We start from the raw sequence: 21,896 nt of genomic DNA, 5'->3' as shown, positions 1-21,896 counted from the left end.
CGCAAAAAGCGAGCAAGTCTACACCCCTCGACGGGGCAGGACAAAACTCAGCAGAAACAGGGCGGCGGCCGCGACCACAATCGATGGTCCGGCTGGCGTGTCCTTGAACCAGGACAGCGCCAGGCCTCCGCACACTGCTAGCATCCCCAGAAGGCTTGCACCGATGGCCATCTGCTCGGGTGAGCGGGCGTGGCGTTGGGCGGCGGCGGCGGGGATGATCAGCAGCGACGTGATCAACAATACGCCGACAATCTTCATCGCGACAGCGATCACCACGGCGATCAACAACATTAGGGCCATGCGCAAAGCCGATACGGGCAAGCCTTCGACCCTGGCCAGTTCTTCATGCACCGTGATTGCCAGCAGTGGGCGCCACAGGACTACCAGAAGCACCAGAACAGCAGCACTGCCGCCGAGGATCCAGGCCAGGTCCGTTGGGCTGATCGCCAACAGATCGCCGAACAGATAGGCCATCAGGTCGATGCGGACTTCATGCATAAAGCTCAGTACGACCAGGCCTAGTGACAACGTGCTCGGCGCCAGAATGCCCAGCAGGGTGTCCGAGGCCAGCGGCTGGCGCTGTTGCAGGGTTACCAGCAGCACCGCCAGCAGCAGGCAGCCCACGGTCACGGCAATGGTCGGGCTTACATCCAGCAGGAAGCCCATCGCCACGCCCAGCAGCGCGGCGTGGGACAAGGTGTCGCCAAAGTACGCCATGCGACGCCAGACCACGAATGAGCCCAGCGGGCCAGCCACTAGCGCCAAAGCCAAGCCTGCCAGCAGGGCGTAAAGCAGAAAATCAGCCATGCTTGCAGCTATCTCCATGAACGTGGGTATGAGGTGTGGCCGGGTCGTCAACCACAGCGCCATGCAGGTCATGGGCGTGGTCGTGATGGTGGTGGTAGATCGCCAGGCTCTGGGCATTTTTGCCGAACAACTCGACAAACGCCGGGTCCCCGCTGACCTGTTCCGGGTGGCCGGAGCAGCACACGTGGCGGTTGAGGCACACCACTTGGTCAGTGGTGCTCATGACCAGGTGCAGGTCGTGAGAGACCATCAGCACGCCGCAGCCGTGGCGGTCGCGCAGGCGTGTGATCAGGCTGTACAACTCGGCCTGGCCGGCGACATCGACGCCCTGCACGGGCTCATCGAGCACCAGCAACTCGGGCTCGCGCAGCAGGGCGCGGGCCAGCAGTACGCGCTGCATTTCGCCGCCGGAGATGCTCTGCACCGGGCTGTCGATCACTTGTTCGGCGCCGACTTCCTTAAGTGCAGCCTGTGCGCGGACACGGTCTACGCCAGGCACCAGGCGCAGGAAGCGAAGTACAGAGAGGGGCAAGGTCGGGTCGACGTGCAGCTTCTGCGGCATGTAACCGACGCGCAGCTTGGGCTTGCGCCATACGCTGCCGCTGTCGGGCTTGAGCAGGCCAAGCACGGCACGCACCAGGGTGGTCTTGCCGGCGCCATTTGGGCCGATCAGGGTAACGATCTGCCCCGGCTCTACGCTCAGTGCGATGTTATCCAGCACGCTTTGCCCGGCGAACGTGACCCCAACCTGCTCCAGTCGGATTAACGCGTTGCTCATCAAGCCCCCTGGCAGCCCGCGCACAGGCCGACCACTTCGACCGTTTGCCCTTCGACCCTGAAGCCAACGTCGGCGGAGCTTGTGATAATGGCGTCACTGATGCTTTTTTGTTCAAGTTCGATGGCGGCGTGGCACTCGCGACAGATGAGGAACTGACCCTGGTGTGCGTGCTCTGGGTGGTTGCAGCCGACAAAGGCGTTGAGCGATGCGATGCGGTGTACCAGGCCGTTTTCCAACAGGAAGTCCAGCGCGCGGTACACGGTTGGAGGCGCGGCGCGGCGGCCGTCCTGCTCGCTGAGCACGCCCAGAATGTCATAGGCGCCCAGCGGCTTGTGGCTCTGCCACACGAGCTCCAGCACCCGGCGACGCAAGGCGGTCAGGCGCAGGCCTTTCTGCGCACACAGGGTGTCGGCTTCCGACAGCGCGGTGTGCACGCAGTGAGAGTGGTCGTGGGGACGGCTGGCAAGCGGTGTTTTAGGCATGAGCGGCGACAGATATTTGATAGAGACGTTATTATGTTACCCGTTCCTACGTCATTGAGTGGTCATCGTGTCCCGACTTTTTCCCGTTTTTGTCGTTTTCATCACCAGTTTGTTCATCGCAGGCACAGTTCAGGCCGAGGTACGGGTACTCACCAGCATCAAGCCTCTGCAGTTGATAGCCGCGGCTGTGCAGGACGGCGTGGCCGTGCCGGAGGTGTTGTTGCCCCCCGGCGCATCGCCGCATAACTTCGCGTTGCGCCCATCCGACGTACGGCGTGTGCAGTCGGTGGATCTGCTGTATTGGATTGGGCCGGATATGGAGAGTTTCCTGCCTCGCGTGTTGAAAGGTCGTACAGCGACGACGGTAGCGGTGCAAGACTTGCCGGGAATGAAACTGCGTCGTTTCGGTGAAGATAGCCATTCTCACGCTGACGATGCCGACGAACATGACCACGATCACCGCCCGGGCAGCCTGGATGCGCATTTGTGGTTGTCCACGGTAAACGCCCGGGTGATTGCTGCACGTATGGCAGCCGACCTGAGCGCCGCTGACCCAGTGAATGCCGAGCGTTACCAGAGCAACGCAAAGGCGTTTGCCGGACGTCTGGACGCCCTGGATGCACGCCTGAAAAAACGTATGGCGAGCATCGGCGACAAGCCTTACTTCGTGTTCCACGAAGCCTTTGATTACTTCGAAGATGCTTACGGGCTTAAGCACACCGGCGTGTTCAGCGTCGCCTCCGAAGTACAGCCAGGCGCCCAGCATGTCGCGGCAATGCGTACTCGCTTGCAGGAAGTGGGCAAGACCTGCGTGTTCAGTGAACCGCCGTTGCGCCCGCGCTTGGCAGAGACGCTGGTGGCCGGGCTGCCGGTGAAACTGGCTGAATTGGATGCGTTGGGCGGGTATACACCGGCGACGGCTCAGGGTTATGAGCAGGTGCTGGAGAAGCTGGGGAATGACTTGGCCGGTTGCCTGGAGTCGTTGTAAGCCTCACAACGAAGATCAAATGTGGGAGGGGGCTTGCCCCCGATGAAGGCGCTTCAGTCGATGATAATTTGACTGATGCATCGCCATCGGGGGCAAGCCCCCTCCCACATTTTTGACCGGGTTGGTCCTTAGAGCGCGAATGGCAGGTGGACGGTGACTTGCTGGCGCTGCGCCAACCGATGTTCGAACTCGGCGGGATCGTGAATCAACACGTCCTGGCCGGCAAATGACTCAGCGGCAATCAGCCGTGACAGCCAGAACCGCACGCATGCCACTCGCAACATGGTCGGCCAGAGCTCCGCTTCCTTCGCTGTAAACGGTCGCAGTCCAGCATAAGCGCCCAACAACGCACGAGCGCGTTGTCCGTCGATCACACCATCGTCATCCGAACACCAGTCATTCAGCGCGATTGCCACGTCGTAGAGCATCGGGCCCGAGCAAGCATTGTAGAAGTCGATCAAGCCCGTCAGGTGTGTACCTTCGAACATTGCATTGTCGCGGAACAGGTCGGCGTGCACGTTGGCGCGCGGCAGGGCGAGGATCTCGGCCTTATGGGCTTCGATTTCAGTCAATGCAGCGTTCAGCAGGCTTTGCTGTGCATCGTTCAAATGCGAAATTAGCTGCGCACCTTCGCTGAGCATCCAGTCCAGGCCGCGATCAGTTTTGCGTTCCAGCACCTTCTCGCCTTGCGTCGCCAAGTGCAGGTGACCAAGCAACTCACCTACTTGGGCGCAATGCTGTGCGTTGGCGTCTTTGATGTGCTTGCCGGCCAGGCGTGGTTGCAGCAGTGCCGGTTTACCCTTCAATTCGCGCAAAGCCATGCCATCGGTGGTCCGCAGGGCGTATGGCACAGGCAGATCGGCGTCGTGGAGCACGTCGAGCAGTTCGATGAAGAACGGCATCTCCGCGACAGGGCCGCGCTCAACGAGGGTCAGGACGAATTCGCCCTGCTCCAGGCTGATAAAGAAATTGGTGTTTTCGCTGCCGGCAGCAATCCCCTGGAAATCAAGCAGGCGGCCGAGCCCGTAAGGGGCGAGAAAGGTTTCCAGCTCGGGCCGAGCCAGGGGGGTGAACACAGACATGGTTAAAACTGCCATTACGGGCGCCGCTGTGGGCGGCGCCAATTGAAGTTAAGAAATCATTTCCATTCGAAGATCTTCCATGACGGGATCAGCATATCCGGCTGGTCAGAGCGGATGAAGTTTGCGTCGGTTCCGTCCGCGCGCACCAGGAAATAGGGAGGAGCACCTTTAACGGTCACCTTGATTGCATACAGGAATCCGTTTTGACGGTACTCCTGAATAGTCCTGTTGCCTTCCGTGCGAATGGTCACTTCCGGGTCGCCCGAAGGCGCATCGTCTGCCGCCATGGCAGCCATCGGAGCGAGTGCAATCAAGCCAGTCAACAGCAGGCGATTGAATGTACGCATGATAACCTTGTCCCTTTGTTTTCATTGGTCCGGCTATTCTAGCGCCAGACCCGCCGAAAAGGTTGATCCTGCTCATGAGCCAAGCGCCCCTCGTCCTGGTGGACGGTTCTTCTTACCTGTACCGCGCCTTCCACGCGCTGCCACCGCTGACCACCTCCAAAGGCCTGCCGACCGGTGCGGTCAAGGGCGTGTTGAACATGCTCAAAAGCCTGCGCAAGCAGTACCCGGACAGCCCCTTTGCGGTGGTGTTCGACGCCAAGGGTGGGACTTTTCGTGATGACATGTACGCCGAATACAAGGCTAACCGTCCGAGCATGCCCGATGACATGCGCGTGCAGATTGAGCCGCTGCATCAGAGTGTGATCGCCTTGGGCTTCCCGCTGCTGTGCGTTGAAGGCGTTGAGGCCGATGATGTGATCGGCACCCTGGCCCGTAGCAGCGCGGCGGCTGACCGTCCGGTAGTGATCTCCACCGGCGATAAGGACATGGCGCAGTTGGTCGACGGGCACATTACCTTGGTCAATACCATGACCGGTAGCGCCATGGACGTGGACGGCGTAAAGGAGAAATTTGGCGTCGCTCCGGAGCAGATCATCGACTATCTGGCGTTGATGGGTGATTCGTCCGACAACATCCCGGGCGTTCCGGGGATTGGTCCTAAGACCGCTTCCGGTTTGCTGGTGGGTGTGAATGGCGGCCTCAAAGAGCTTTATGAACAGTTGGATATTGTGCCGACTCTGCCGATCCGTGGTGCCAAGACGCTGCCGGCCAAGCTTGAAGAGCACCGGGAGATGGCGTTTCTTTCCTACCAACTGGCGACGATCAAGATTGATGTGCCGCTGGACGTGGGATTGGACGATCTGCACCTGATTGAACCAGACCGCGAGAAGCTGCTGGAGCTTTACACGCTGTTGGAGTTCAAGAGCTGGATTGATGAGATTCAGCGCGATGCCAAGCGTGTTGAACTGAAGGCGGTGCCGATGGCTGAGAAAGCTGTTGAACCCCAAGCGCCCGTAGAAGCCTCGTACACCACAATCCTCGACCAGGCCACGTTCGATCTTTGGCTGAAGAAGCTAAACGACGCGAAGTTGTTCGCTTTCGACACTGAAACCACCGGGATCGACGCCCAACAGGCGCAACTGGTGGGGGTTTCCTTCGCTGTGCAGCCCCATGAAGCGGCGTACATCCCGCTGACCCACTCCTACATTGGCGCCCCGGAACAGCTGGATCGTGACACCGTACTGCTGGCCTTGAAGCCGTTGCTGGAAGATCCGTCCAAGCTCAAGGTAGGCCAGCACGCCAAATTCGACATGAATATCTTGGCCAACTGCGCCATTGGCGGCGACCCGGCAAACGGCATCACCGTGCGTGGCATCGCGTTCGACACAATGCTTGAGTCCTACGTGCTGAACTCCACCGCGACGCGCCATGATATGGACAGCCTGGCCAAGAAGTACCTGGACTACGACACTGTCAGCTTCCAGGACATCGCTGGCAAAGGCGCCAAGCAGTTGACGTTTGACCAGATCGCGCTTGAACAAGCGGGTCCCTATGCGGCCGAAGACGCAGATGTAACCTTGCGGTTGCATCAGGAACTGCATGCGCAACTCGCTGCTATCCCGAGCCTGGCCAGTGTGCTGACGGACATCGAAATACCTTTGGTACCCGTGCTGGCCCGCATCGAACGCCAGGGCGCTTTGGTCGATGCGAAGTTGCTCGGCGTTCAGAGTATTGAGTTGGGCAACAAGATGGTTGAGCTGGAACGCCAGGCCTTCGAGATCGCTGGTGAGGAATTCAACCTGGGTTCACCTAAGCAACTCGGGGCGATTCTCTACGAAAAGCTGGGTCTGCCGGTGCTGAAGAAGACAGGCAAAGGACAGGCGTCTACCGCCGAAGAAGTGCTCGCCAAGCTGGCCGAAGATGACTATCCGCTGCCTAAGGTACTCATGCAGTACCGCAGCATGAGCAAGCTCAAAAGCACTTACACCGATCGCCTGCCGGAGCAGATTAACCCGCGCACCGGGCGTGTTCACACGTCATATCATCAGGCTGTGGCGGCAACCGGGCGCTTGTCTTCCAGTGACCCGAACCTGCAGAACATCCCCGTGCGTACCGCCGAAGGGCGGCGGATTCGTCAGGCATTTGTGGCGCCCAAGGGCTACAAACTGCTGGCGGCGGACTATTCGCAGATCGAACTGCGGATCATGGCGCACTTGTCCAAGGATGAGGGACTTATGAATGCGTTCCGCAACGACCTGGATGTGCATACCGCGACGGCGGCTGAGGTATTCAAGGTCGAATTGGCTGAGGTCACGTCCAATCAGCGTCGCAGTGCCAAGGCAATCAACTTTGGTCTGATCTACGGCATGGGGGCACAGAAGCTCGGCAAGGACATCGGCGTCGATACCAAGACTGCAAAGGCTTACATCGACGTGTACTTCGCCCGCTACCCAGGGGTTCGCGACTACATGGAGCGCACCCGCGCTCAGGCTGCCGATCAGGGGTACGTGGAAACCTTCTTCGGTCGCCGGCTGTATTTGCCGGATATCAATTCCAATAAGCCTCAGGAGCGCGCGGCTGCAGAACGCACCGCGATCAACGCGCCGATGCAGGGCACGGCGGCGGACATCATCAAGAAAGCCATGGTGCTGGTGGATAACTGGCTGACCGACTCGGGCCTCGATGCCAAGGTGATCTTGCAGGTACACGACGAATTGGTGCTTGAGGTGCGTGAGGACTTGGTCGAGCAGGTCAGCGAGAAGATCCGCGAACACATGAGCGCGGCGGCACAGTTGGATGTGCCGTTGGTGGTCGACGTGGGCGTTGGCGATAACTGGGACGAAGCACACTGATATCGGGCGTTTGCCACCACCGGGCGTGGTGGCAGAGTGCTTTAGTTCAAAAGTCGACGTTGGTTATTTCCAATAGTTTTCTGATACCGCCGGAACTTAACCCGTGAACTGCTACTCAGAGTTACTGAATGGGTGGTGAAGCCCTTCAATGCTCCTATGTTGTGTTAAGTGTTGGCAGATATCTGGGCCCCGCCCTAGCGGTCCAGAACTTGAACCCCGAACTTCCCCTCCCCATACGAAGTCCGGGGTTTTTTTTGCCCGCAGAAAAGTTACTCGGCGATTTCCGCGCCCTTGTCTGCTAATTCCATCCAGCCTGCCAGTACGGTGTAGGCCTCTTCCAGACCCATGCGCTTAGGCGCCGAGAACAGCTGGATGGTGATTGTGTCACCCCAACCTTTACGGATTTCGGCCTGCACTTTGAGCAGAGTGTTTTTGGCGGCGCCGTAGGTCAGCTTGTCGGCTTTGGTCAGCAGGATATGCATGGGCATGCCGCTGGCGACGGCCCAGTCGAGCATCAGCAGGTCGAAGTCAGTCATTGGATGACGGATGTCCATCATCAGAATCAAACCCTTCAAACTCTCCCGGCCACCCAGGTAAGCCTCCAGGTGACGCTGCCAGTGCAGCTTCAGCGGGATAGGTACTTTTGCATAACCATAGCCCGGAAGGTCGACCAGACGCCGATCATCGTCTAGCTTGAAGAAATTGAGCAGTTGCGTGCGGCCCGGTGTTTTCGAGGTGCGCGCGAGGCTGGCGTGGGTCAGGGTGTTCAGCGCGCTGGACTTACCGGCGTTGGAACGGCCGGCAAAGGCGACTTCAAAGCCCTCGTCATCAGGGCATTGGTCTACTTTGGCGGCGCTGAGCATAAAGGTGGACTGTTGGCACAGGCCTAGGATGGGATTCTTGAGTTGCATGAGATTTCCGATGTGGGCGGTGCCGAGAAAGGGTGCGGCAAGCGGTGTCGTTTCCGTTTCAGTAGCGCCAGTATATAATGCCGCAGATTTTGTGTGTGCTTTGTCCCAGCGAAGGATGAGGTACACGGGAGCGAAAGACCTTTATTGCGCATTAGAACGCAAAACGCTCTCAAACCCTGAAAAGGTCGATGTATGACCTGATGGTTGCTCGCTTTTGGTGCCCTGATCCCGCTTTACGGCGCTCAGGCTACACAGGAACCGGAAGCGCTGTACAACCGAGTTTGCGTGGCCACGACAGTGCGACACGTGACCGAGGGTTTCAAGGCAATGCCGCCGCGTGGTTTGTGCATGGACTGCAGTACTGAGGATTACCATGCCGTCATTGAGTTGATGGTGAGTAAACCCGGTAGATAACTCTTAAACCCTTAGCCGTAGTTGGATTAGCTGATGAACAAACTGATCGTGAGTCTGCTGTTGACCTTGGGCATCACTGGCGCTGCCGTCGCTGCAGAGGGCCCCATTAAAGGTGATGCCACTGCCGGTCAAGCGAAAGCCGCTGTGTGTGGTGCCTGCCACGGACCGGATGGCAACAGCCCGGCGCCGAACTTCCCCAAACTCGCTGGCCAGGGTGAACGTTACCTGACCAAGCAGATGCAGGATATCAAGAGCGGCAAGCGCACTGTGCTGGAAATGACTGGCCTACTGGCGAACTCCAGCGATCAGGACCTGGCAGACATCGCGGCGTATTTTGCCAGCCAGAAGGGCAGCGTGGGAGCTGCTGATCCTAAATTGGTGGCACGCGGCAAGAAGCTATTTCGCGGTGGCAATCTGGATAAAGGCCTGCCGGCCTGCACCGGCTGCCATTCACCGAACGGCGCAGGTATTGCGGCAGCGGCCTTTCCTCACTTGAGTGGTCAGCACGCTCAATACATCGCCAAGCAGCTGACGGATTTCCGCAAGGAAGAAGGTGGTCGAGCTAACGATGGCGACGCGGCGATCATGCGTACCATCGCCCGCAAGCTGAGCGATGAAGACATCGCAGCCCTCTCCAGTTACATCCAGGGCCTGCACTAAGCGCCTGCAACGTTAACGCTCGATTAATCCCGCGATGCAAGCATAAAAAGGGTGGCCCAGGCCGCCCTTTTTTGTGGCCGGTGCCGTTACACTAACGAACTCATGCCCGCGTAGACCTGTCACACCTAAAGGTCGCGTAAGGCGACTTTATTTGTCCAGGAGTAAAGCATGCGTAATCTGATCCTCAGCGCCGCTCTCGTCACTGTCAGCCTTTTCGGCATGACCGCACAGGCTGCCGACGTGCCGCTTGAAGCCGGTAAAACCTACGTGGAATTGGCCAATCCAGTGCCTGTTTCTGTGCCGGGCAAGGTCGAAGTGGTGGAGCTGTTCTGGTACGGCTGCCCGCATTGCTACGCGTTTGAGCCGGTCATCAACCCTTGGGTCGAGAAGCTGCCTAAAGACGTGAACTTCAAGCGCATCCCGGCCATGTTCGGCGGTCCATGGGATGCCCACGGCCAGCTGTTCCTGACCCTGGAAGCCATGGGCGTGGAGCACAAGGTCCACAACGCGGTATTCAACGCGATCCAGAAAGAAGGCAAGCGCCTGACCAAGCCGGAAGAAATGGCTGACTTCGTCGCGACCCAAGGCGTCGACAAAGACAAGTTCCTGGCCACCTTCAACTCGTTCGCTATCCAAGGCCAGATCAAGCAGGCCAAGGAACTGGCACAGAAGTACGGCGTACAAGGCGTACCGACCATGATCGTCAACGGCAAATACCGTTTCGACCTGGGCACTACTGGTGGTCCTGAAAATACCCTCAACGTTGCAGACCAGCTGATCGCCAAAGAGCGCGCAGCCAAGTAAGGGGCTTCCCATGCGCCGCTGGGGCACCACCGAACGTGTCGTTGGCCTGCATGACCCGCAGGTCAATGAGCATCACCTGGAATCGACAGGCTTGCCGGCGGACAATCGTCTGCGTCTGCTCAGTTTCAATATCCAGGTGGGTAACAGCACCGAGAAGTACCGTCACTACATCACCCGTGGTTGGCAGCATTTGCTGCCCCACAACGGGCGGGCCGGTAACCTGCAGAAGATCGGCGACCTGTTGAGTGACTTCGACCTGGTCGCCTTGCAGGAAGCCGACGGTGGCAGCATTCGCTCGGGCTACATCAATCAGGTCGAGCATCTAGCCCATCTTGGGGCTTTCCCCTACTGGTATCAGCAACTCAATCGCAACCTCGGGCGCCTGGCGCAGCACAGCAATGGTGTGCTCAGCCGCTTGAAGCCGACTGCCATCGAAGACCATCCATTGCCGGGTCCAAAGGGGCGTGGGGCGATCCTCGTGCGTTTTGGCGAAGGGCCTGAAGCCTTGGTGGTGGTAATGATGCACTTGGCGCTCGGGGGGCGTACGCGCAACCTTCAGTTGGCTTACGTGCGCGATTTGATTGGCAAATACAAGCATCAGGTGCTGATGGGGGATATGAACACCCATGCCAACGACCTGCTGCAGAATTCCCCGTTGCGCGACCTAGGGCTATTGGCGCCGCAAGTCGAAGCCACGTTTCCGAGCTGGCGACCGCAACGCTGTCTTGACCATATCCTGCTCAGCCCGAGCCTCACACTGGAAAGTGTGCAGGTGCTGGCGCAGCCCATTTCCGATCACCTGCCGGTCGCGGTAGAGATTCGTCTGCCGGGCTCGCTCACGGCAGATGCATTACCCGCGTTGAGCCCTGGCCCTCGCGGACCCCTTGCATGAGCGACGACGCCCAGCGCTGGAAAGAAAAATACCTGCTAAGTATCGAGCAACAAGAAAAGCTCGAACGCCGTTGGGCTGCACGCCTTGATCTGCTGCGCCGCGGGCTGGTGCGTAGCACGCTGGCGGCGGAAGGTACCGACCGTGCCGTTGATCAATGCATGAAGGAAATGCGCGACGTTGTGCGCACCGACGACATGGACGCCGCCCTCGCGGCCTTGCTGCCGCGCCTGGAAAAAGCCGTGCTCGATTCTGAGCAGCGCCGCGAAACCCGCATTGACCAGATGAGCACCGCATTGACGTCTCTGGTTACGCAGTTGCAAAAGTTGCCGCTTCCCCGTGAGGTAGCCCGTCCGCTGAAAACCTTTGCCAAGCAGTTGGATGGCCGCGTCAGCCAGGCTCGAGAGATTCCTTTGTTGCTCAGCGAGCTGAGCAGCCTGCAAGGGCAGGCGCTGAATAACCTGGAGCCGGAGGGTGAAACTCCGCGTCCTGGGCCAGGTTTGTTGCAGCGTCTGTTTGGTGCCAAGGACGCCGCGAGCGAAACGGTAGCCACTGAGCCCGTTGCCAGCCCAGCGCCGTCCCCCGTTGTGACCCACGCCGCCGCCGAGCCTCAGGAACCTGAGCAAAACTATGAGCTGACGCAAGCCCTGCGGGCCTTTGCGCCGCAGACTCAGGAGCCGGTTGCTGCACAACCTGAACCCGCCAAGGCCGTCAGCGAAGCGTTTGTGTACGAGGCGCCTGCGCAGAAGGTGGCAGAGGTTGCGCCTGTCGCCGAAGCTCCAGCGCCTAAGGCGCCACAGCCTCAGGAGGAAGAGCCAGCGGCCGAAAGCGCCCTCGCGGCCTTAATCGAGACCCCGCCGGTAGCGGTCGAGACGCCGGATGAGACGGTGATCGGTAGTCTCTCGCTCCCGCCTGTGTTGGAGGTCGATGAGCCTGACCCCAACGAGCTGCAATCGGACGGCCCCTATTCCCTGCCTGACTCACCCGAGCCGTCCTACAGCTCCGTGGCCAAGCATATTGAAGACACCCTGCTCGGCCTGCTGGAAGAGCTGTCACTGCCCGAGCGCCATCGGCCACAGGCCGAAGCCATGCGCGAGCGCCTGGCCCACGGTCTGAACTGGTACGAACTGCTGCCGATCCTTGATGACTTGGCGGTGCTGATGCTGGCGATCACCGACAGCGGCCAGCATGAGTTCGAGGCCTACCTGAAACAGCTTAACGAGCGTCTTGAGGCCTTCCAGGGCCACCTGCAAGTGGCCAGCGACGGCCATGCCGACAGCCGCTCCGCAGCCCGGGAGCTGGACACGCAGATTCGCGAGCAGGTCGACGGCCTGCAAAGCAGTGTGCAGGAAGCCGCGGACTTGGACAGCCTCAAGCAGGTGCTGGAAAGCCATCTTGAGGGTTTGCTCGGCACCATGGACGAGCACCAGCAGCAGCGTGACCAACGCGAGCAGGAAGTGGCGGCGCGCTTGAAAGGGCTGGCCGAGCGGGTTGCCAATATGGAGCAGGAGGCCCAGGGCTATCGCGAGCACCTCGAGGTGCAGCGCCAGAAGGCGCTGATCGATCCGCTCACCGACTTGCCCAACCGCGCCGCCTGGAGCGAGCGCCTCGACCATGAGGTCAATGCTTGGCACCAGCACGGCAATAATTTGTCGCTGGCGATGCTGGACCTGGACCACTTCAAGCGCATCAACGATGGCTACGGCCACCTGGCCGGTGACAAGGTGCTGAAGATTATCGCCAACGTGCTGCGCAAGCGCCTGCGCTCCAACGATTTCATCGCGCGGTTTGGCGGTGAAGAGTTTGTGCTGCTGATGCCTGATTCATCTCTGTCGGATGCCTTGGGCGTGGGTGAAGTGCTGCGTGCGGCGATCGAGGCCTGCCCGTTCCACTTCAAGGGCGAGCCGGTGACGATTACGGTATCCATGGGGGTGGCGCAATTCCAACCGGGAGAACGCAGTGACCTGGCGCTCAAACGAGCGGATGAGGCGCTGTACCGGGCTAAAGCGGCAGGTCGTAACCAAGTGCAAGCGGCATAAAAGTTGTTCTATTTTGTAACTTGACCGCTTGGCCACGGACCGTACGTTACACTGTTGCATTATCGTCTTCAGCGTGCTGTCTTCCGCCATGAAATTCTTGTACTTCACCTTTGTGCTTCTTCTGCTCGCCGGCTGCGCCAGCGGTCCCCGCCTGAACACCAGCCACCCCTCGGCGAACCACGACAATCGCGTGCAGTTCGTGGTTGTCCACTACACCTCCACCAATCTTGAACAATCACTGGCCCTGCTGACCCACGGCGAGGTCAGTGCGCATTACCTGATCGGCGACGACGCCTCTGCCACCATCTACAAGCTGGTGGATGAAAGCCAACGCGCCTGGCACGCGGGCGAAAGCGAGTGGATGGGGCGTACCTGGCTCAACTCCAGCTCCATCGGGATCGAAATTGTGAACCCCGGCTATAAGGACACGCCCACAGGTCGCCTGTGGTACCCGTATTCCGAGGCCCAGGTAAAATCGCTGGTAGTGCTGCTCAAGGACATCAGCAAGCGCAATGGCATCGACCCCAAGAACATCATTGGTCACAGCGATATAGCGCCGCTGCGCAAGCTGGACCCGGGACCGTTGTTCCCTTGGAAGCGCCTGGCCGATGAAGGTCTGGGTGTATGGCCGGATGCTCAGGCGGTCGCGCGCTTTCAGGTGCAATATGCTGCTGAACTGCCGAGCATCACCTGGTTCCAGGAAGAGTTGGCGCTTCTTGGTTACCCGACACCCCAGACCGGTGTGTTGGATGTCGCAACGCGTCATGTGATCGCGGCGTTCCAGATGCGTTTCCGGCCTTCCCTGTTTGTTGGGGAGCCGGACGCCGAAAGTGCCGCTATTTTGCGTGCCCTCAACCGGCGCTAAAGGTTAGAGCGGTAACGCCATGTAGAACTGAGTGCCCTGCCCCGGCCGCGAATACACCCCCATGCGACCGCCGTGCAGTTGCACAATCTCTTTGCACAGCGCCAGCCCAAGGCCGGCGCCGCCTTTCTTGCGGCCCACCTGGACGAAGGGTTCGAAGATGCGCCCTTGTTGGCCATAGGCGATACCTTCGCCATTGTCCTCGACACTGATGATTACCCGCTCGCCATGGCGTCGAGCCTGCAGGTGAATCTGCCCGCCGTCGGCGGTGTGACGCAGGGCGTTGCCCAAAAGGTTGTCGAGCACACGCTCCAATTGCGCTTGGTCGGCATACAGGCGTGGCAGGTCGGATTGAACTTCTACCAGCAACTCTATGTTCTGCGCATTGGCGGGCTCCACAAAGCGCGCACGAGCGTTTTCAAGCAGGTCGGTCACGTCGCACGGGCCCAGGGTGAGTTTCTGCAGGCCGTTCTGGTAGCGCGAAAAATTGAGCAAGTCGTTGATCAACTGCATCAGGCGCTGCATCTCTTCATTGACCGTATCCAGCAGGTCCGCTTCGCGGGAGTCCGCCGGGAATTTCGCACGTTCGCGGAACAGGCCGAACGCCATGTGCATACCAGTCACCGGCGTGCGCAATTCGTGGGATGCTCGCAGGACGAACTCGCTGCGTACCCGTTCAAAGGCGCGCTGTTCGGTCACGTCGTGCAGCACCATGACCGCCCCGAGAATATGCCCCTCGGTATGGCTGACAGGTGTGAGGCTGTAGGTCAGCAGGCGCAGTTCGCCCTCGACTTCCACTTCCAGATCATCCGGCGCCCGTTCCAGGTTGCCGCCGCGCAGCACCATTTGCAGCTGTTCATCCAGTTCGGGACGCATCAGCGCTTCGCCCAGGCCTTGGCCGAGGCGTTCCTCGTCCCAGCCCAACTGGCGCTGCGCGACGGGGTTGAGATGTTCCAGGCGGCCTTGGCGGTCAATCATCAGCAGGCCATCGTCGATGCTGTCTAACACAGCTTGCAGGCGCTGCTGGCCGGCCAGCAGTTCGTCAACGTTGGTCGCTTGATGCTGGCGAACCGCCTCGGCCATCAGGCCAAAACGGCGGGTTAACAGGTTCATTTCCGCTGCTGAAGAAATCGGCAGCGTCACCTCGAAATCACCTTGGCCGATCTTGTCCGCCGCTTTGGCCAGCGCCTCAATTGGCCCGCCGAATCGCCGGGCGATGCCATGGGCGGTGACAAATCCGATGATCAGCACCGCGAGCCCCACCAACCCCAGCAAACCAGCGATCAGCAACGCCCGCTCACGGGATTTATGCTCGCTGGCGCTGATGTTATCCAGGGCCTGCTTATGTTCGGTAATCAGCCCGTTGCGCAGCACATTGAAGGTTTCGGTGAGTTTTTCCTTGCTGCCCGGCGGCGGCGAGGCTTGCTGGGATTGGTCGAAGGCTTCAAGCAAGTCTTGGTATTGGAGGCGTGCCTGGCTGAAACCGTTGCCATGGCCATCGCGCTGTTCGTGGGCGATACCCTGTTCCAGCAAGTCGAAGTAACGTTTTTTGGAGGCTTGCAGCGCCTCGGGGTCAGGGCGCTGCTCCAGCATCATGATCAACTGGTCGCCAAGGATCTGGCGCAGTTTGAGGCCCAGGTCCAGGGTGACAAAGTTGCTGCGGATCAGCGATTCCTGGGTCTTAGCCATCTGCATCACGCTGACTAAGCCCAGGATCAACCCCAGCAGAGCGACGGTTATCAGCGCTGAAATGCTCAGGAATAAACGAGTGCGCAGTTTCATCGCTAACTTCATAGGGTGCAGCTCACAGGTTGTACTGTTTGCGTTTGCGATACAGGGTCGACGCGTCGATGCCGAGGGTGCGTGCCGCCTGGTCCAAGGTGTCGCTGGTGGCCAGAACCGCACCGATATGGGCTTTCTCCAGCTCGTCCAGACTCAACGCCGCCCCGATACGCGGTGCATTGTTGGTCGGTTGTTCGGCCATGCCTAGGTGGACGATTTCTACCTTTTCCTGCGGGCAGATGATGCTCGCCCGCTCCACCACGTTACGCAGCTCACGGATGTTGCCGGGCCAGCGATAGTTGAGCAGCGCTTCACGTGCTTGATCACTGAAACCCCGCGCCGGCCGGGCGTATTCCTTGACGAAGCGCGCCAGGAAACGGTCTGCCAGCGTCAGGATGTCTTCACTGCGCTCGCGCAGCGGCGGCAAGTGCAGGGTGATGACGTTGAGGCGGTACAGCAAGTCTTCACGGAAACGTCCGTCGCGCACCATGTCTTCCAGGTTTAAGTTGGTGGCGGCGAGGATACGCACGTCGGCCCGGCGGGTGACCGGGTCGCCCACGCGCTCGTATTCCTTGTCCTGGATAAAGCGCAGTAACTTGGGCTGCAACGTGAGGGGAAAATCGCCGATCTCATCAAGAAACAGCGTGCCACCGTCTGCCTGATTGACGCGGCCCAGCGTGCTCTCACTGGCGCCGGTGAAGGCGCCACGGCTATGACCGAATAGCTCGCTTTCCATCAGCTCAGCGGTCAGCGACGGGCAATTGATGGTCACGCAGGATTTCTTCGCGCGCTTGCTCCAGCCGTGAATAGCGCGGGCCAGTTCGCCTTTACCGGTGCCTGATTCGCCAAGGATCAAGATGTTGGCGTCGGTCCCCGCCACCTGGCGCGCGGTTTCCAGCACCACCATCATTGACGGGCTATGAGAGTCGAGGCCGTCTTTGGGCTGGCGCACTGCACCTTCTAAAGCCTCCAAGCGCGCGGAAAGTTGGCGCACCTCCAATTGCTTGGCCGTAGCGAGGCGCAGTTGATCGGGGCTGCAAGGCTTGACCAAGTAATCGGCGGCACCGGCTTGGATCGCGTCCACGGCGGTATCGACGGCGGAGTGAGCGGTGACAATCACCACGCGCATCCACGGTGCCTGGATACGCATATGTGCCAGCACATCCAGACCGTTGTCTTCGCCCAGGCGCAGGTCCAGGAAGCACAGGTCGAACACCTGGCGTTGCATCAGGGCATCGGCCTGGGCGGCGCTGTTGGCGGTGGCGACGGTGTAGCCTTCATCTTCCAGGCAATAACGGAAGGTGCGGAGGATCGCGGACTCGTCATCCACTAAAAGAATGCGGCCTTGAAGTTCCTTGGCTGATTCCATCTGTCCCGCGCTCCTTAACTATAAATGATGGTGTTTAGTCCCGGAATAATCGGGCAAGTTGCATGGTTTATTCTGATTGATAAAAGGCATTGCCGTGCAGGTATCTGCATCTTTTCCTACAGAGCCCCGCCTGATGGCGTTTTCATGCCTTCTTGCCACTTCGGCAACTACTCCATCGCTTTCGATCCTTTGATCCGACCACTGACCGTCGTGCATTTCGCACGGCCTATAAAGGGCGATCGTGCAGGATGCTGCACTGCCATTGTGTCTTTAATGCATAAGCTACTGATTTTATTGGGTTTTATTTTGTAAAAAAGCTGGCATGCACGCTGCAATACCTCTCTCAACGAATAATCAAAATGCGGGAGAACATCAGCATGACTCGCCAAATCCTCAGCCAATTGTGTGTATCGCCACTGCGCTTACAGCAAGGCATGTTTGCCAGCTTGGCCGTAATGGTCACGCTGATAGCAGGCCAGCAGATGCAACATTGGCAGCAGAGTCGGCAGCAAACCCCGCATTTCGAACGTCCGGCGATGACGCAGACACATTTCAGTTCCATTGGCAGCCGTACCGTCGGTGCTGCTTCTGCTGATGTAACTGCACCGCAATTGAGAGTGGCCGAGCAGGATTCCACCCTGGGCGAGCTGCCAACCCAAGAACGTTGGGTGTTTTAGGCAATAAAAGCGGCCGCTTGTGTAGGGCGGCCGTACGGCACGGCACTACCGCTGTTACCTCTATCGAAGCGTAAGGAGAATCACCATGTTGAGTTGGGCAATCACATTTCTGATCATCGCCATTGTGGCTGCAGTTCTGGGCTTTGGTGGTATCGCGGGCACCGCCACTGGGATCGCTAAGATCCTGTTCGTAGTCTTCCTGGTGATGTTCATTGCTTCGTTCTTCTTTGGTCGTCGCGGCCGAGGCTGAATATGACCACTCTGTGCTTTAAAACCATGGCTGTCGCCCTGCTCTTGGGCGGCAGCGGCCTGGCGATGGCCGCCAATGACGGCCAATCCCGGGCCAACCAATTGCTGACCGCGGACCCGCAGTACCGCGAGACTTGGCAAGACGTGGTGAAAAAAGAAGAGCGCTTGCCGGAATGGGTGATGAACCTGTCAGGCACAGCCGAGCAGATGAACGCCGTGGAAGAAGATGGTGACAAGTACTTGGTCGGGCCGCTTTGCGAAACTGCAGACACGTGCAAGAACAAGCGCCTGATCGTCGCCTTCAGCTTCGACAAGGAAGATGCCTACGCCATGTTGGTGGAAGTGCCCGCCGGTTTGCCGGCAGATAAATCCCCAACACGCCATGCCGATTACCGTTTTATCGGTAAGCCGGATGAAGGCATGCAGAAGCTGCTGATGGAGCAGCTGAAGAAAGATCCGAATTGGTACTAGGTCCCGGCTACGGGGCCAGCGTCCATAGAAAGAAGCACCCTTGCTTCTTTCTGTTTGCACCGCTCGCCAAGAGCGGTGCATGACCAAGGGGCTGGGTTGCTCTGATCAAATGGGATCGGCGTGACCTACGGGTACAGGGAGTGCCTGCGCAAGGGCCGGGTCAGGCGAAAAGCTGCGACGCAAGTTCACAAGCCCCCTGCTTGCTGAACTTGCGGCGGGCTTATGACTTTCATCCCTGCCTTTTATGCCGCCCATAGCTGCGAATTTTCTTTTTGCTTGTTCCCAACCATTACTTGGTGTGTCGGGACGACCATCTATCGAGAAAGTTTTGTCGACGCTATAGGACATTTCTGACGCAATGCCGCGTGATTCCCAGGCATTTCTGCCAACGCACCAAACACGTGCAGAATCTCTGCGCGAGCCTGAATTGGCCGGTTCACGGCATATTCACCTGACAATATGTCGCATATGAACTGACCGTTCGGACAGTTATTATGAAAAAAAGTCATGCCGATTCGGCATAGGGTAGGCGTTTACGGCATTAGACGTCGCTCCCTTGCATCGGAATAGTTGCGCCTTTTTTCGCCTGCCAGTAAGCCATTTCGGCCACGCTGCGGTGACCTTTCATGGAGGCAGATGCACACACTTTTTCGCTTTCGAGCGGTCCAGCTGGCGCATTTGCCTTAAGTTCACTTGAAGTAAGGGTAATGACATGAAGAAGGCAAAGCTAAGCCTCGCCTGGCAGATCCTCATCGGTTTGGTGCTGGGGATCGCAATCGGCGCAGTGCTCAACCATTTCAGTGCTGAAAAGGCCTGGTGGATCAGCAACGTGCTGCAGCCAGCGGGCGATATCTTTATCCGCCTGATCAAGATGATCGTGATCCCGATTGTGATTTCCTCGTTGATCGTCGGCATTGCCGGTGTCGGTGACGCGAAAAAGCTCGGTCGTATCGGCGTCAAAACCATCCTTTACTTCGAAGTCGTTACCACCATCGCCATTGTGGTCGGCCTGTTGCTGGCCAACCTGTTCCATCCGGGCGCGGGCATCGACATGAGTACCCTCGGTACGGTGGATATCTCCAAATACCAGGCGACCGCCGCCGAGGTGCAGCATGAGCATGCGTTTATCGAGACCATCCTCAACCTGATCCCGTCGAACATCTTCGCCGCTGTTGCCCGTGGCGAGATGCTGCCGATCATTTTCTTCTCAGTGCTGTTCGGCCTGGGTCTGTCGAGCCTCAAGCCTGAGCTGCGTGAGCCGCTTGTGACCATGTTCCAAGGCGTGTCCGAGAGCATGTTCAAAGTCACCCACATGATCATGAAGTACGCCCCGATCGGCGTATTCGCACTGATCGCAGTGACTGTCGCTAACTTTGGCTTTGCCTCCTTGCTGCCGCTGGCCAAGCTGGTGATCCTGGTTTACGTCGCCATCCTGTTCTTCGCTTTTGCAGTACTGGGCCTGATCGCCCGCCTGTTCGGCTTCTCGATTCTCAAGCTGATCCGCATCTTCAAAGATGAGCTGGTACTGGCTTACTCCACCGCCAGTTCCGAAACCGTGCTGCCGCGCGTGATCGAGAAGATGGAAGCTTATGGCGCGCCAAAGGCTATCTGCAGCTTCGTGGTGCCGACCGGTTACTCGTTCAACCTCGACGGTTCGACCTTGTACCAGAGCATCGCGGCAATCTTTATCGCCCAGCTGTATGGCATTGACCTGTCGATCGGTCAGCAACTGATGCTGGTGCTGACTCTGATGGTCACCTCCAAAGGCATCGCCGGCGTGCCGGGCGTGTCCTTCGTGGTGCTGCTGGCCACCTTGGGCAGCGTCGGGATCCCGCTGGAAGGCCTGGCGTTCATCGCCGGTGTGGACCGCATCATGGACATGGCGCGTACCGCCCTCAACGTGATCGGTAATGCCCTGGCGGTATTGGTCATCTCCCGTTGGGAAGGCATGTACGACGACGCCAAAGGCGAGCGCTACTGGAATTCGCTGCCGCACTGGCGCACCAAGCAAGCCCTGCCGACTGCCCAAGCCACTCGCGGCTGATAGTCCGACGGCTCTAAGACAAACCCCGGTAAATCCGGGGTTTGTCGTTTCTGCCAGCCCCGCTATCATTCGCCCCATCTTTCGGGGGATTTAACTGATGCTCAATGGCCTGTGGCTTGGCTTCTTTGTCGTGGCGATGGTGTCAGCACTGGCGCAATGGCTGGTGGGGGGTAACGCCGGGATTTTTGCGGCGATGGTGGAAAGCATTTTCGCCATGGCCAAATTGTCGGTGGAAGTGATGGTGCTGCTGTTCGGCACCCTGACCCTGTGGCTGGGCTTTCTGCGTATCGCCGAGAAAGCCGGGATCGTCGATTGGCTGGCCAAGGCCCTTGGCCCGCTGTTTCGCCGGCTGATGCCGGAAGTGCCGGCCGGCCACCCTGCCATCGGTCTGATCACCCTCAACTTCGCCGCTAACGGCCTGGGCCTGGATAACGCGGCCACTCCCATAGGCCTAAAGGCCATGAAGGCGTTGCAGGAGCTCAACCCCATCCCCAACACGGCGAGTAATGCACAGATTCTGTTCCTGGTGCTCAACGCCTCGTCTCTGACACTGCTGCCAGTGACCATCTTCATGTACCGCGCCCAGCAAGGCGCCGCCGACCCGACGTTGGTGTTCCTGCCGATCCTGTTGGCCACCAGCGCTTCTACTCTGGTGGGCCTGCTGTCGGTGGCGGTGATGCAGCGTCTGCGGCTGTGGGATCCGGTGGTGCTGGCTTACCTGATTCCGGGTGCGTTGGTGCTGGGCGGCTTTATGGCGTTATTGGCCACGCTATCTGCCACGGCGCTGGCCGGTTTGTCGTCGATCCTCGGCAACCTCACGTTGTTTGGATTGATCATGCTATTCCTGGTGATCGGCGCGTTGCGCAAGGTGAAGGTGTACGAGGCGTTTGTCGAAGGGGCCAAAGAAGGCTTCGACGTGGCCAAGAACCTGTTGCCTTACTTGGTTGCGATGCTCTGTGCCGTGGGTGTTTTGCGCGCCTCCGGGGCCTTGGACTTTGGCCTTGAGGGGATTCGCCATCTGGTCGCTTGGACCGGCATGGACACGCGCTTTGTCGATGCATTGCCCACGGCGATGGTCAAGCCATTCTCCGGCAGCGCTGCGCGGGCGATGTTGATCGAGACCATGCAGACTCAAGGTGTGGACAGCTTCCCGGCTCTGGTGGCGGCGACGATCCAGGGCAGTACGGAAACCACCTTTTATGTGTTGGCGGTGTACTTCGGCTCGGTGGGCATTCAGCGGGCGCGGCATGCCGTGGGCTGTGCGTTGCTGGCTGAGTTTGCGGGTGTCGTGGCGGCGATTGCGGTGTGCTACTGGTTCTTTGGCTGAGGCTCGGATCGCTATCGGGAGCAAGCCCCCTCCTACATGTTGATCTGTGAACACATTCAAAA

At 59.1% G+C, this 21,896-nt stretch carries 21 protein-coding genes; 13 read left to right on the top strand and 8 right to left on the bottom strand.

Going from position 1 to position 21,896, the window contains the following annotated elements:
* Window positions 1-18 precede the first annotated feature (18 nt).
* The 3 genes from znuB to zur are packed head-to-tail and all read right to left on the bottom strand — an operon-like array spanning window position 19 to window position 2,067.
* The gene (gene znuB, locus AB4N82_RS09485) at window positions 19-807 is read right to left on the bottom strand and encodes a zinc ABC transporter permease subunit ZnuB (RefSeq protein WP_032885058.1); all 789 of its coding nucleotides are present in this window, start codon (window positions 805-807) and stop codon (window positions 19-21) included.
* Window positions 800-1,585 carry a zinc ABC transporter ATP-binding protein ZnuC gene (znuC, locus tag AB4N82_RS09480; protein WP_032885056.1) on the bottom strand — a complete coding sequence of 262 codons (786 nt, stop codon included), beginning with the start codon at window positions 1,583-1,585 and terminating at the stop codon, window positions 800-802. The genes znuB and znuC overlap by 8 nt, the downstream gene beginning before the upstream one ends.
* Window positions 1,585-2,067: a zinc uptake transcriptional repressor Zur gene (gene zur, locus AB4N82_RS09475; RefSeq protein WP_032885055.1), complete on the bottom strand. Its 483-nt coding sequence runs from the start codon at window positions 2,065-2,067 to the stop codon at window positions 1,585-1,587. Before zur ends, znuC begins: the two co-directional genes overlap by 1 nt.
* Before the next feature lie 58 nt (window positions 2,068-2,125).
* Here zur and AB4N82_RS09470 point away from each other — a divergent pair, with 58 nt between their 5' ends.
* The gene (locus AB4N82_RS09470; protein ID WP_032885054.1) at window positions 2,126-3,055 is read left to right on the top strand and encodes a zinc ABC transporter substrate-binding protein; all 930 of its coding nucleotides are present in this window, start codon (window positions 2,126-2,128) and stop codon (window positions 3,053-3,055) included.
* Between the two features lie 128 nt (window positions 3,056-3,183).
* Here AB4N82_RS09470 and AB4N82_RS09465 read toward each other — a convergent pair whose 3' ends face one another.
* Window positions 3,184-4,137: a homoserine kinase gene (locus AB4N82_RS09465; protein ID WP_095185300.1), complete on the bottom strand. Its 954-nt coding sequence runs from the start codon at window positions 4,135-4,137 to the stop codon at window positions 3,184-3,186.
* Between the two features lie 56 nt (window positions 4,138-4,193).
* Complete coding sequence (locus tag AB4N82_RS09460; protein WP_032885051.1) at window positions 4,194-4,484, bottom strand: DUF2782 domain-containing protein; 291 nt, start codon at window positions 4,482-4,484, stop codon at window positions 4,194-4,196.
* 74 nt (window positions 4,485-4,558) lie between these two features.
* Between AB4N82_RS09460 and polA the strand changes: the two genes are divergently transcribed.
* On the top strand, window positions 4,559-7,336 hold the full coding sequence (gene polA / locus AB4N82_RS09455; RefSeq protein WP_122764038.1) for a DNA polymerase I: 2,778 nt from the start codon (window positions 4,559-4,561) through the stop codon (window positions 7,334-7,336).
* A 269-nt stretch (window positions 7,337-7,605) separates the two neighbouring features.
* Here polA and yihA read toward each other — a convergent pair whose 3' ends face one another.
* A complete protein-coding gene (yihA, locus tag AB4N82_RS09450; protein ID WP_032885049.1) occupies window positions 7,606-8,247 on the bottom strand; it encodes a ribosome biogenesis GTP-binding protein YihA/YsxC in 642 nt (213 codons plus the stop codon).
* A 204-nt stretch (window positions 8,248-8,451) separates the two neighbouring features.
* Here yihA and AB4N82_RS09445 point away from each other — a divergent pair, with 204 nt between their 5' ends.
* The 6 genes from AB4N82_RS09445 (at window position 8,452) to AB4N82_RS09420 (ending at window position 13,918) form a co-directional block, all read left to right on the top strand.
* A complete protein-coding gene (locus AB4N82_RS09445; protein ID WP_233896924.1) occupies window positions 8,452-8,661 on the top strand; it encodes a cytochrome in 210 nt (69 codons plus the stop codon).
* Between the two features lie 33 nt (window positions 8,662-8,694).
* Complete coding sequence (locus AB4N82_RS09440) at window positions 8,695-9,321, top strand: c-type cytochrome (RefSeq protein WP_095185302.1); 627 nt, start codon at window positions 8,695-8,697, stop codon at window positions 9,319-9,321.
* A 168-nt stretch (window positions 9,322-9,489) separates the two neighbouring features.
* On the top strand, window positions 9,490-10,125 hold the full coding sequence (gene dsbA / locus AB4N82_RS09435; protein ID WP_032885047.1) for a thiol:disulfide interchange protein DsbA: 636 nt from the start codon (window positions 9,490-9,492) through the stop codon (window positions 10,123-10,125).
* Window positions 10,126-10,135: 10 nt separating this feature from the next.
* Window positions 10,136-11,017 (top strand): endonuclease/exonuclease/phosphatase family protein, encoded by an 882-nt coding sequence (locus tag AB4N82_RS09430; protein ID WP_032885046.1) that lies wholly within the window; start codon window positions 10,136-10,138, stop codon window positions 11,015-11,017.
* Complete coding sequence (locus AB4N82_RS09425) at window positions 11,014-13,053, top strand: diguanylate cyclase (protein WP_122764039.1); 2,040 nt, start codon at window positions 11,014-11,016, stop codon at window positions 13,051-13,053. Before AB4N82_RS09430 ends, AB4N82_RS09425 begins: the two co-directional genes overlap by 4 nt.
* Before the next feature lie 88 nt (window positions 13,054-13,141).
* On the top strand, window positions 13,142-13,918 hold the full coding sequence (locus tag AB4N82_RS09420) for an N-acetylmuramoyl-L-alanine amidase (RefSeq protein ID WP_122754121.1): 777 nt from the start codon (window positions 13,142-13,144) through the stop codon (window positions 13,916-13,918).
* 3 nt (window positions 13,919-13,921) lie between these two features.
* Here AB4N82_RS09420 and AB4N82_RS09415 read toward each other — a convergent pair whose 3' ends face one another.
* A complete protein-coding gene (locus tag AB4N82_RS09415) occupies window positions 13,922-15,709 on the bottom strand; it encodes an ATP-binding protein (protein WP_032885043.1) in 1,788 nt (595 codons plus the stop codon).
* A gap of 10 nt (window positions 15,710-15,719) precedes the next feature.
* Window positions 15,720-17,066: a sigma-54-dependent response regulator transcription factor AlgB gene (algB, locus tag AB4N82_RS09410; RefSeq protein WP_032885041.1), complete on the bottom strand. Its 1,347-nt coding sequence runs from the start codon at window positions 17,064-17,066 to the stop codon at window positions 15,720-15,722.
* A gap of 377 nt (window positions 17,067-17,443) precedes the next feature.
* Here algB and AB4N82_RS09405 point away from each other — a divergent pair, with 377 nt between their 5' ends.
* From AB4N82_RS09405 to AB4N82_RS09385, 5 genes are all read left to right on the top strand, one after another.
* On the top strand, window positions 17,444-17,743 hold the full coding sequence (locus tag AB4N82_RS09405; RefSeq protein ID WP_122764048.1) for a hypothetical protein: 300 nt from the start codon (window positions 17,444-17,446) through the stop codon (window positions 17,741-17,743).
* Between the two features lie 85 nt (window positions 17,744-17,828).
* A complete protein-coding gene (locus AB4N82_RS09400) occupies window positions 17,829-17,993 on the top strand; it encodes a DUF1328 domain-containing protein (protein ID WP_003170804.1) in 165 nt (54 codons plus the stop codon).
* A gap of 2 nt (window positions 17,994-17,995) precedes the next feature.
* Window positions 17,996-18,463, top strand: a complete 468-nt coding sequence (locus AB4N82_RS09395; protein ID WP_032885040.1) for an inhibitor of vertebrate lysozyme family protein — start codon at window positions 17,996-17,998, stop codon at window positions 18,461-18,463.
* Between the two features lie 712 nt (window positions 18,464-19,175).
* The gene (gene gltP, locus AB4N82_RS09390) at window positions 19,176-20,507 is read left to right on the top strand and encodes a glutamate/aspartate:proton symporter GltP (RefSeq protein WP_032885038.1); all 1,332 of its coding nucleotides are present in this window, start codon (window positions 19,176-19,178) and stop codon (window positions 20,505-20,507) included.
* A 97-nt stretch (window positions 20,508-20,604) separates the two neighbouring features.
* Window positions 20,605-21,834 (top strand): nucleoside recognition domain-containing protein, encoded by a 1,230-nt coding sequence (locus AB4N82_RS09385; protein WP_048721443.1) that lies wholly within the window; start codon window positions 20,605-20,607, stop codon window positions 21,832-21,834.
* Window positions 21,835-21,896: the final 62 nt, after the last annotated feature.

It is taken from the genome of Pseudomonas sp. H1_D04 (genome assembly GCF_054683855.1).
This window is presented reverse-complemented; position numbering and strand designations above follow the sequence as displayed.

What these genes read in the sequence shown, in the direction of transcription:
- algB (WP_032885041.1), bottom strand. Translation starts at nt 17,066, where the DNA reads ATGGAATCAGCCAAGGAACTTCAAGGCCGCATTCTTTTAGTGGATGAC.
- AB4N82_RS09395 (WP_032885040.1), top strand. Translation starts at nt 17,996, where the DNA reads ATGACCACTCTGTGCTTTAAAACCATGGCTGTCGCCCTGCTCTTGGGC.
- AB4N82_RS09460 (WP_032885051.1), bottom strand. Translation starts at nt 4,484, where the DNA reads ATGCGTACATTCAATCGCCTGCTGTTGACTGGCTTGATTGCACTCGCT.
- AB4N82_RS09385 (WP_048721443.1), top strand. Translation starts at nt 20,605, where the DNA reads ATGCTCAATGGCCTGTGGCTTGGCTTCTTTGTCGTGGCGATGGTGTCA.
- znuB (WP_032885058.1), bottom strand. Translation starts at nt 807, where the DNA reads ATGGCTGATTTTCTGCTTTACGCCCTGCTGGCAGGCTTGGCTTTGGCG.
- polA (WP_122764038.1), top strand. Translation starts at nt 4,559, where the DNA reads ATGAGCCAAGCGCCCCTCGTCCTGGTGGACGGTTCTTCTTACCTGTAC.
- gltP (WP_032885038.1), top strand. Translation starts at nt 19,176, where the DNA reads ATGAAGAAGGCAAAGCTAAGCCTCGCCTGGCAGATCCTCATCGGTTTG.
- AB4N82_RS09430 (WP_032885046.1), top strand. Translation starts at nt 10,136, where the DNA reads ATGCGCCGCTGGGGCACCACCGAACGTGTCGTTGGCCTGCATGACCCG.
- AB4N82_RS09405 (WP_122764048.1), top strand. Translation starts at nt 17,444, where the DNA reads ATGACTCGCCAAATCCTCAGCCAATTGTGTGTATCGCCACTGCGCTTA.
- dsbA (WP_032885047.1), top strand. Translation starts at nt 9,490, where the DNA reads ATGCGTAATCTGATCCTCAGCGCCGCTCTCGTCACTGTCAGCCTTTTC.
- AB4N82_RS09440 (WP_095185302.1), top strand. Translation starts at nt 8,695, where the DNA reads ATGAACAAACTGATCGTGAGTCTGCTGTTGACCTTGGGCATCACTGGC.
- AB4N82_RS09420 (WP_122754121.1), top strand. Translation starts at nt 13,142, where the DNA reads ATGAAATTCTTGTACTTCACCTTTGTGCTTCTTCTGCTCGCCGGCTGC.
- zur (WP_032885055.1), bottom strand. Translation starts at nt 2,067, where the DNA reads ATGCCTAAAACACCGCTTGCCAGCCGTCCCCACGACCACTCTCACTGC.
- yihA (WP_032885049.1), bottom strand. Translation starts at nt 8,247, where the DNA reads ATGCAACTCAAGAATCCCATCCTAGGCCTGTGCCAACAGTCCACCTTT.
- AB4N82_RS09465 (WP_095185300.1), bottom strand. Translation starts at nt 4,137, where the DNA reads ATGTCTGTGTTCACCCCCCTGGCTCGGCCCGAGCTGGAAACCTTTCTC.
- znuC (WP_032885056.1), bottom strand. Translation starts at nt 1,585, where the DNA reads ATGAGCAACGCGTTAATCCGACTGGAGCAGGTTGGGGTCACGTTCGCC.
- AB4N82_RS09400 (WP_003170804.1), top strand. Translation starts at nt 17,829, where the DNA reads ATGTTGAGTTGGGCAATCACATTTCTGATCATCGCCATTGTGGCTGCA.
- AB4N82_RS09415 (WP_032885043.1), bottom strand. Translation starts at nt 15,709, where the DNA reads ATGAAGTTAGCGATGAAACTGCGCACTCGTTTATTCCTGAGCATTTCA.
- AB4N82_RS09425 (WP_122764039.1), top strand. Translation starts at nt 11,014, where the DNA reads ATGAGCGACGACGCCCAGCGCTGGAAAGAAAAATACCTGCTAAGTATC.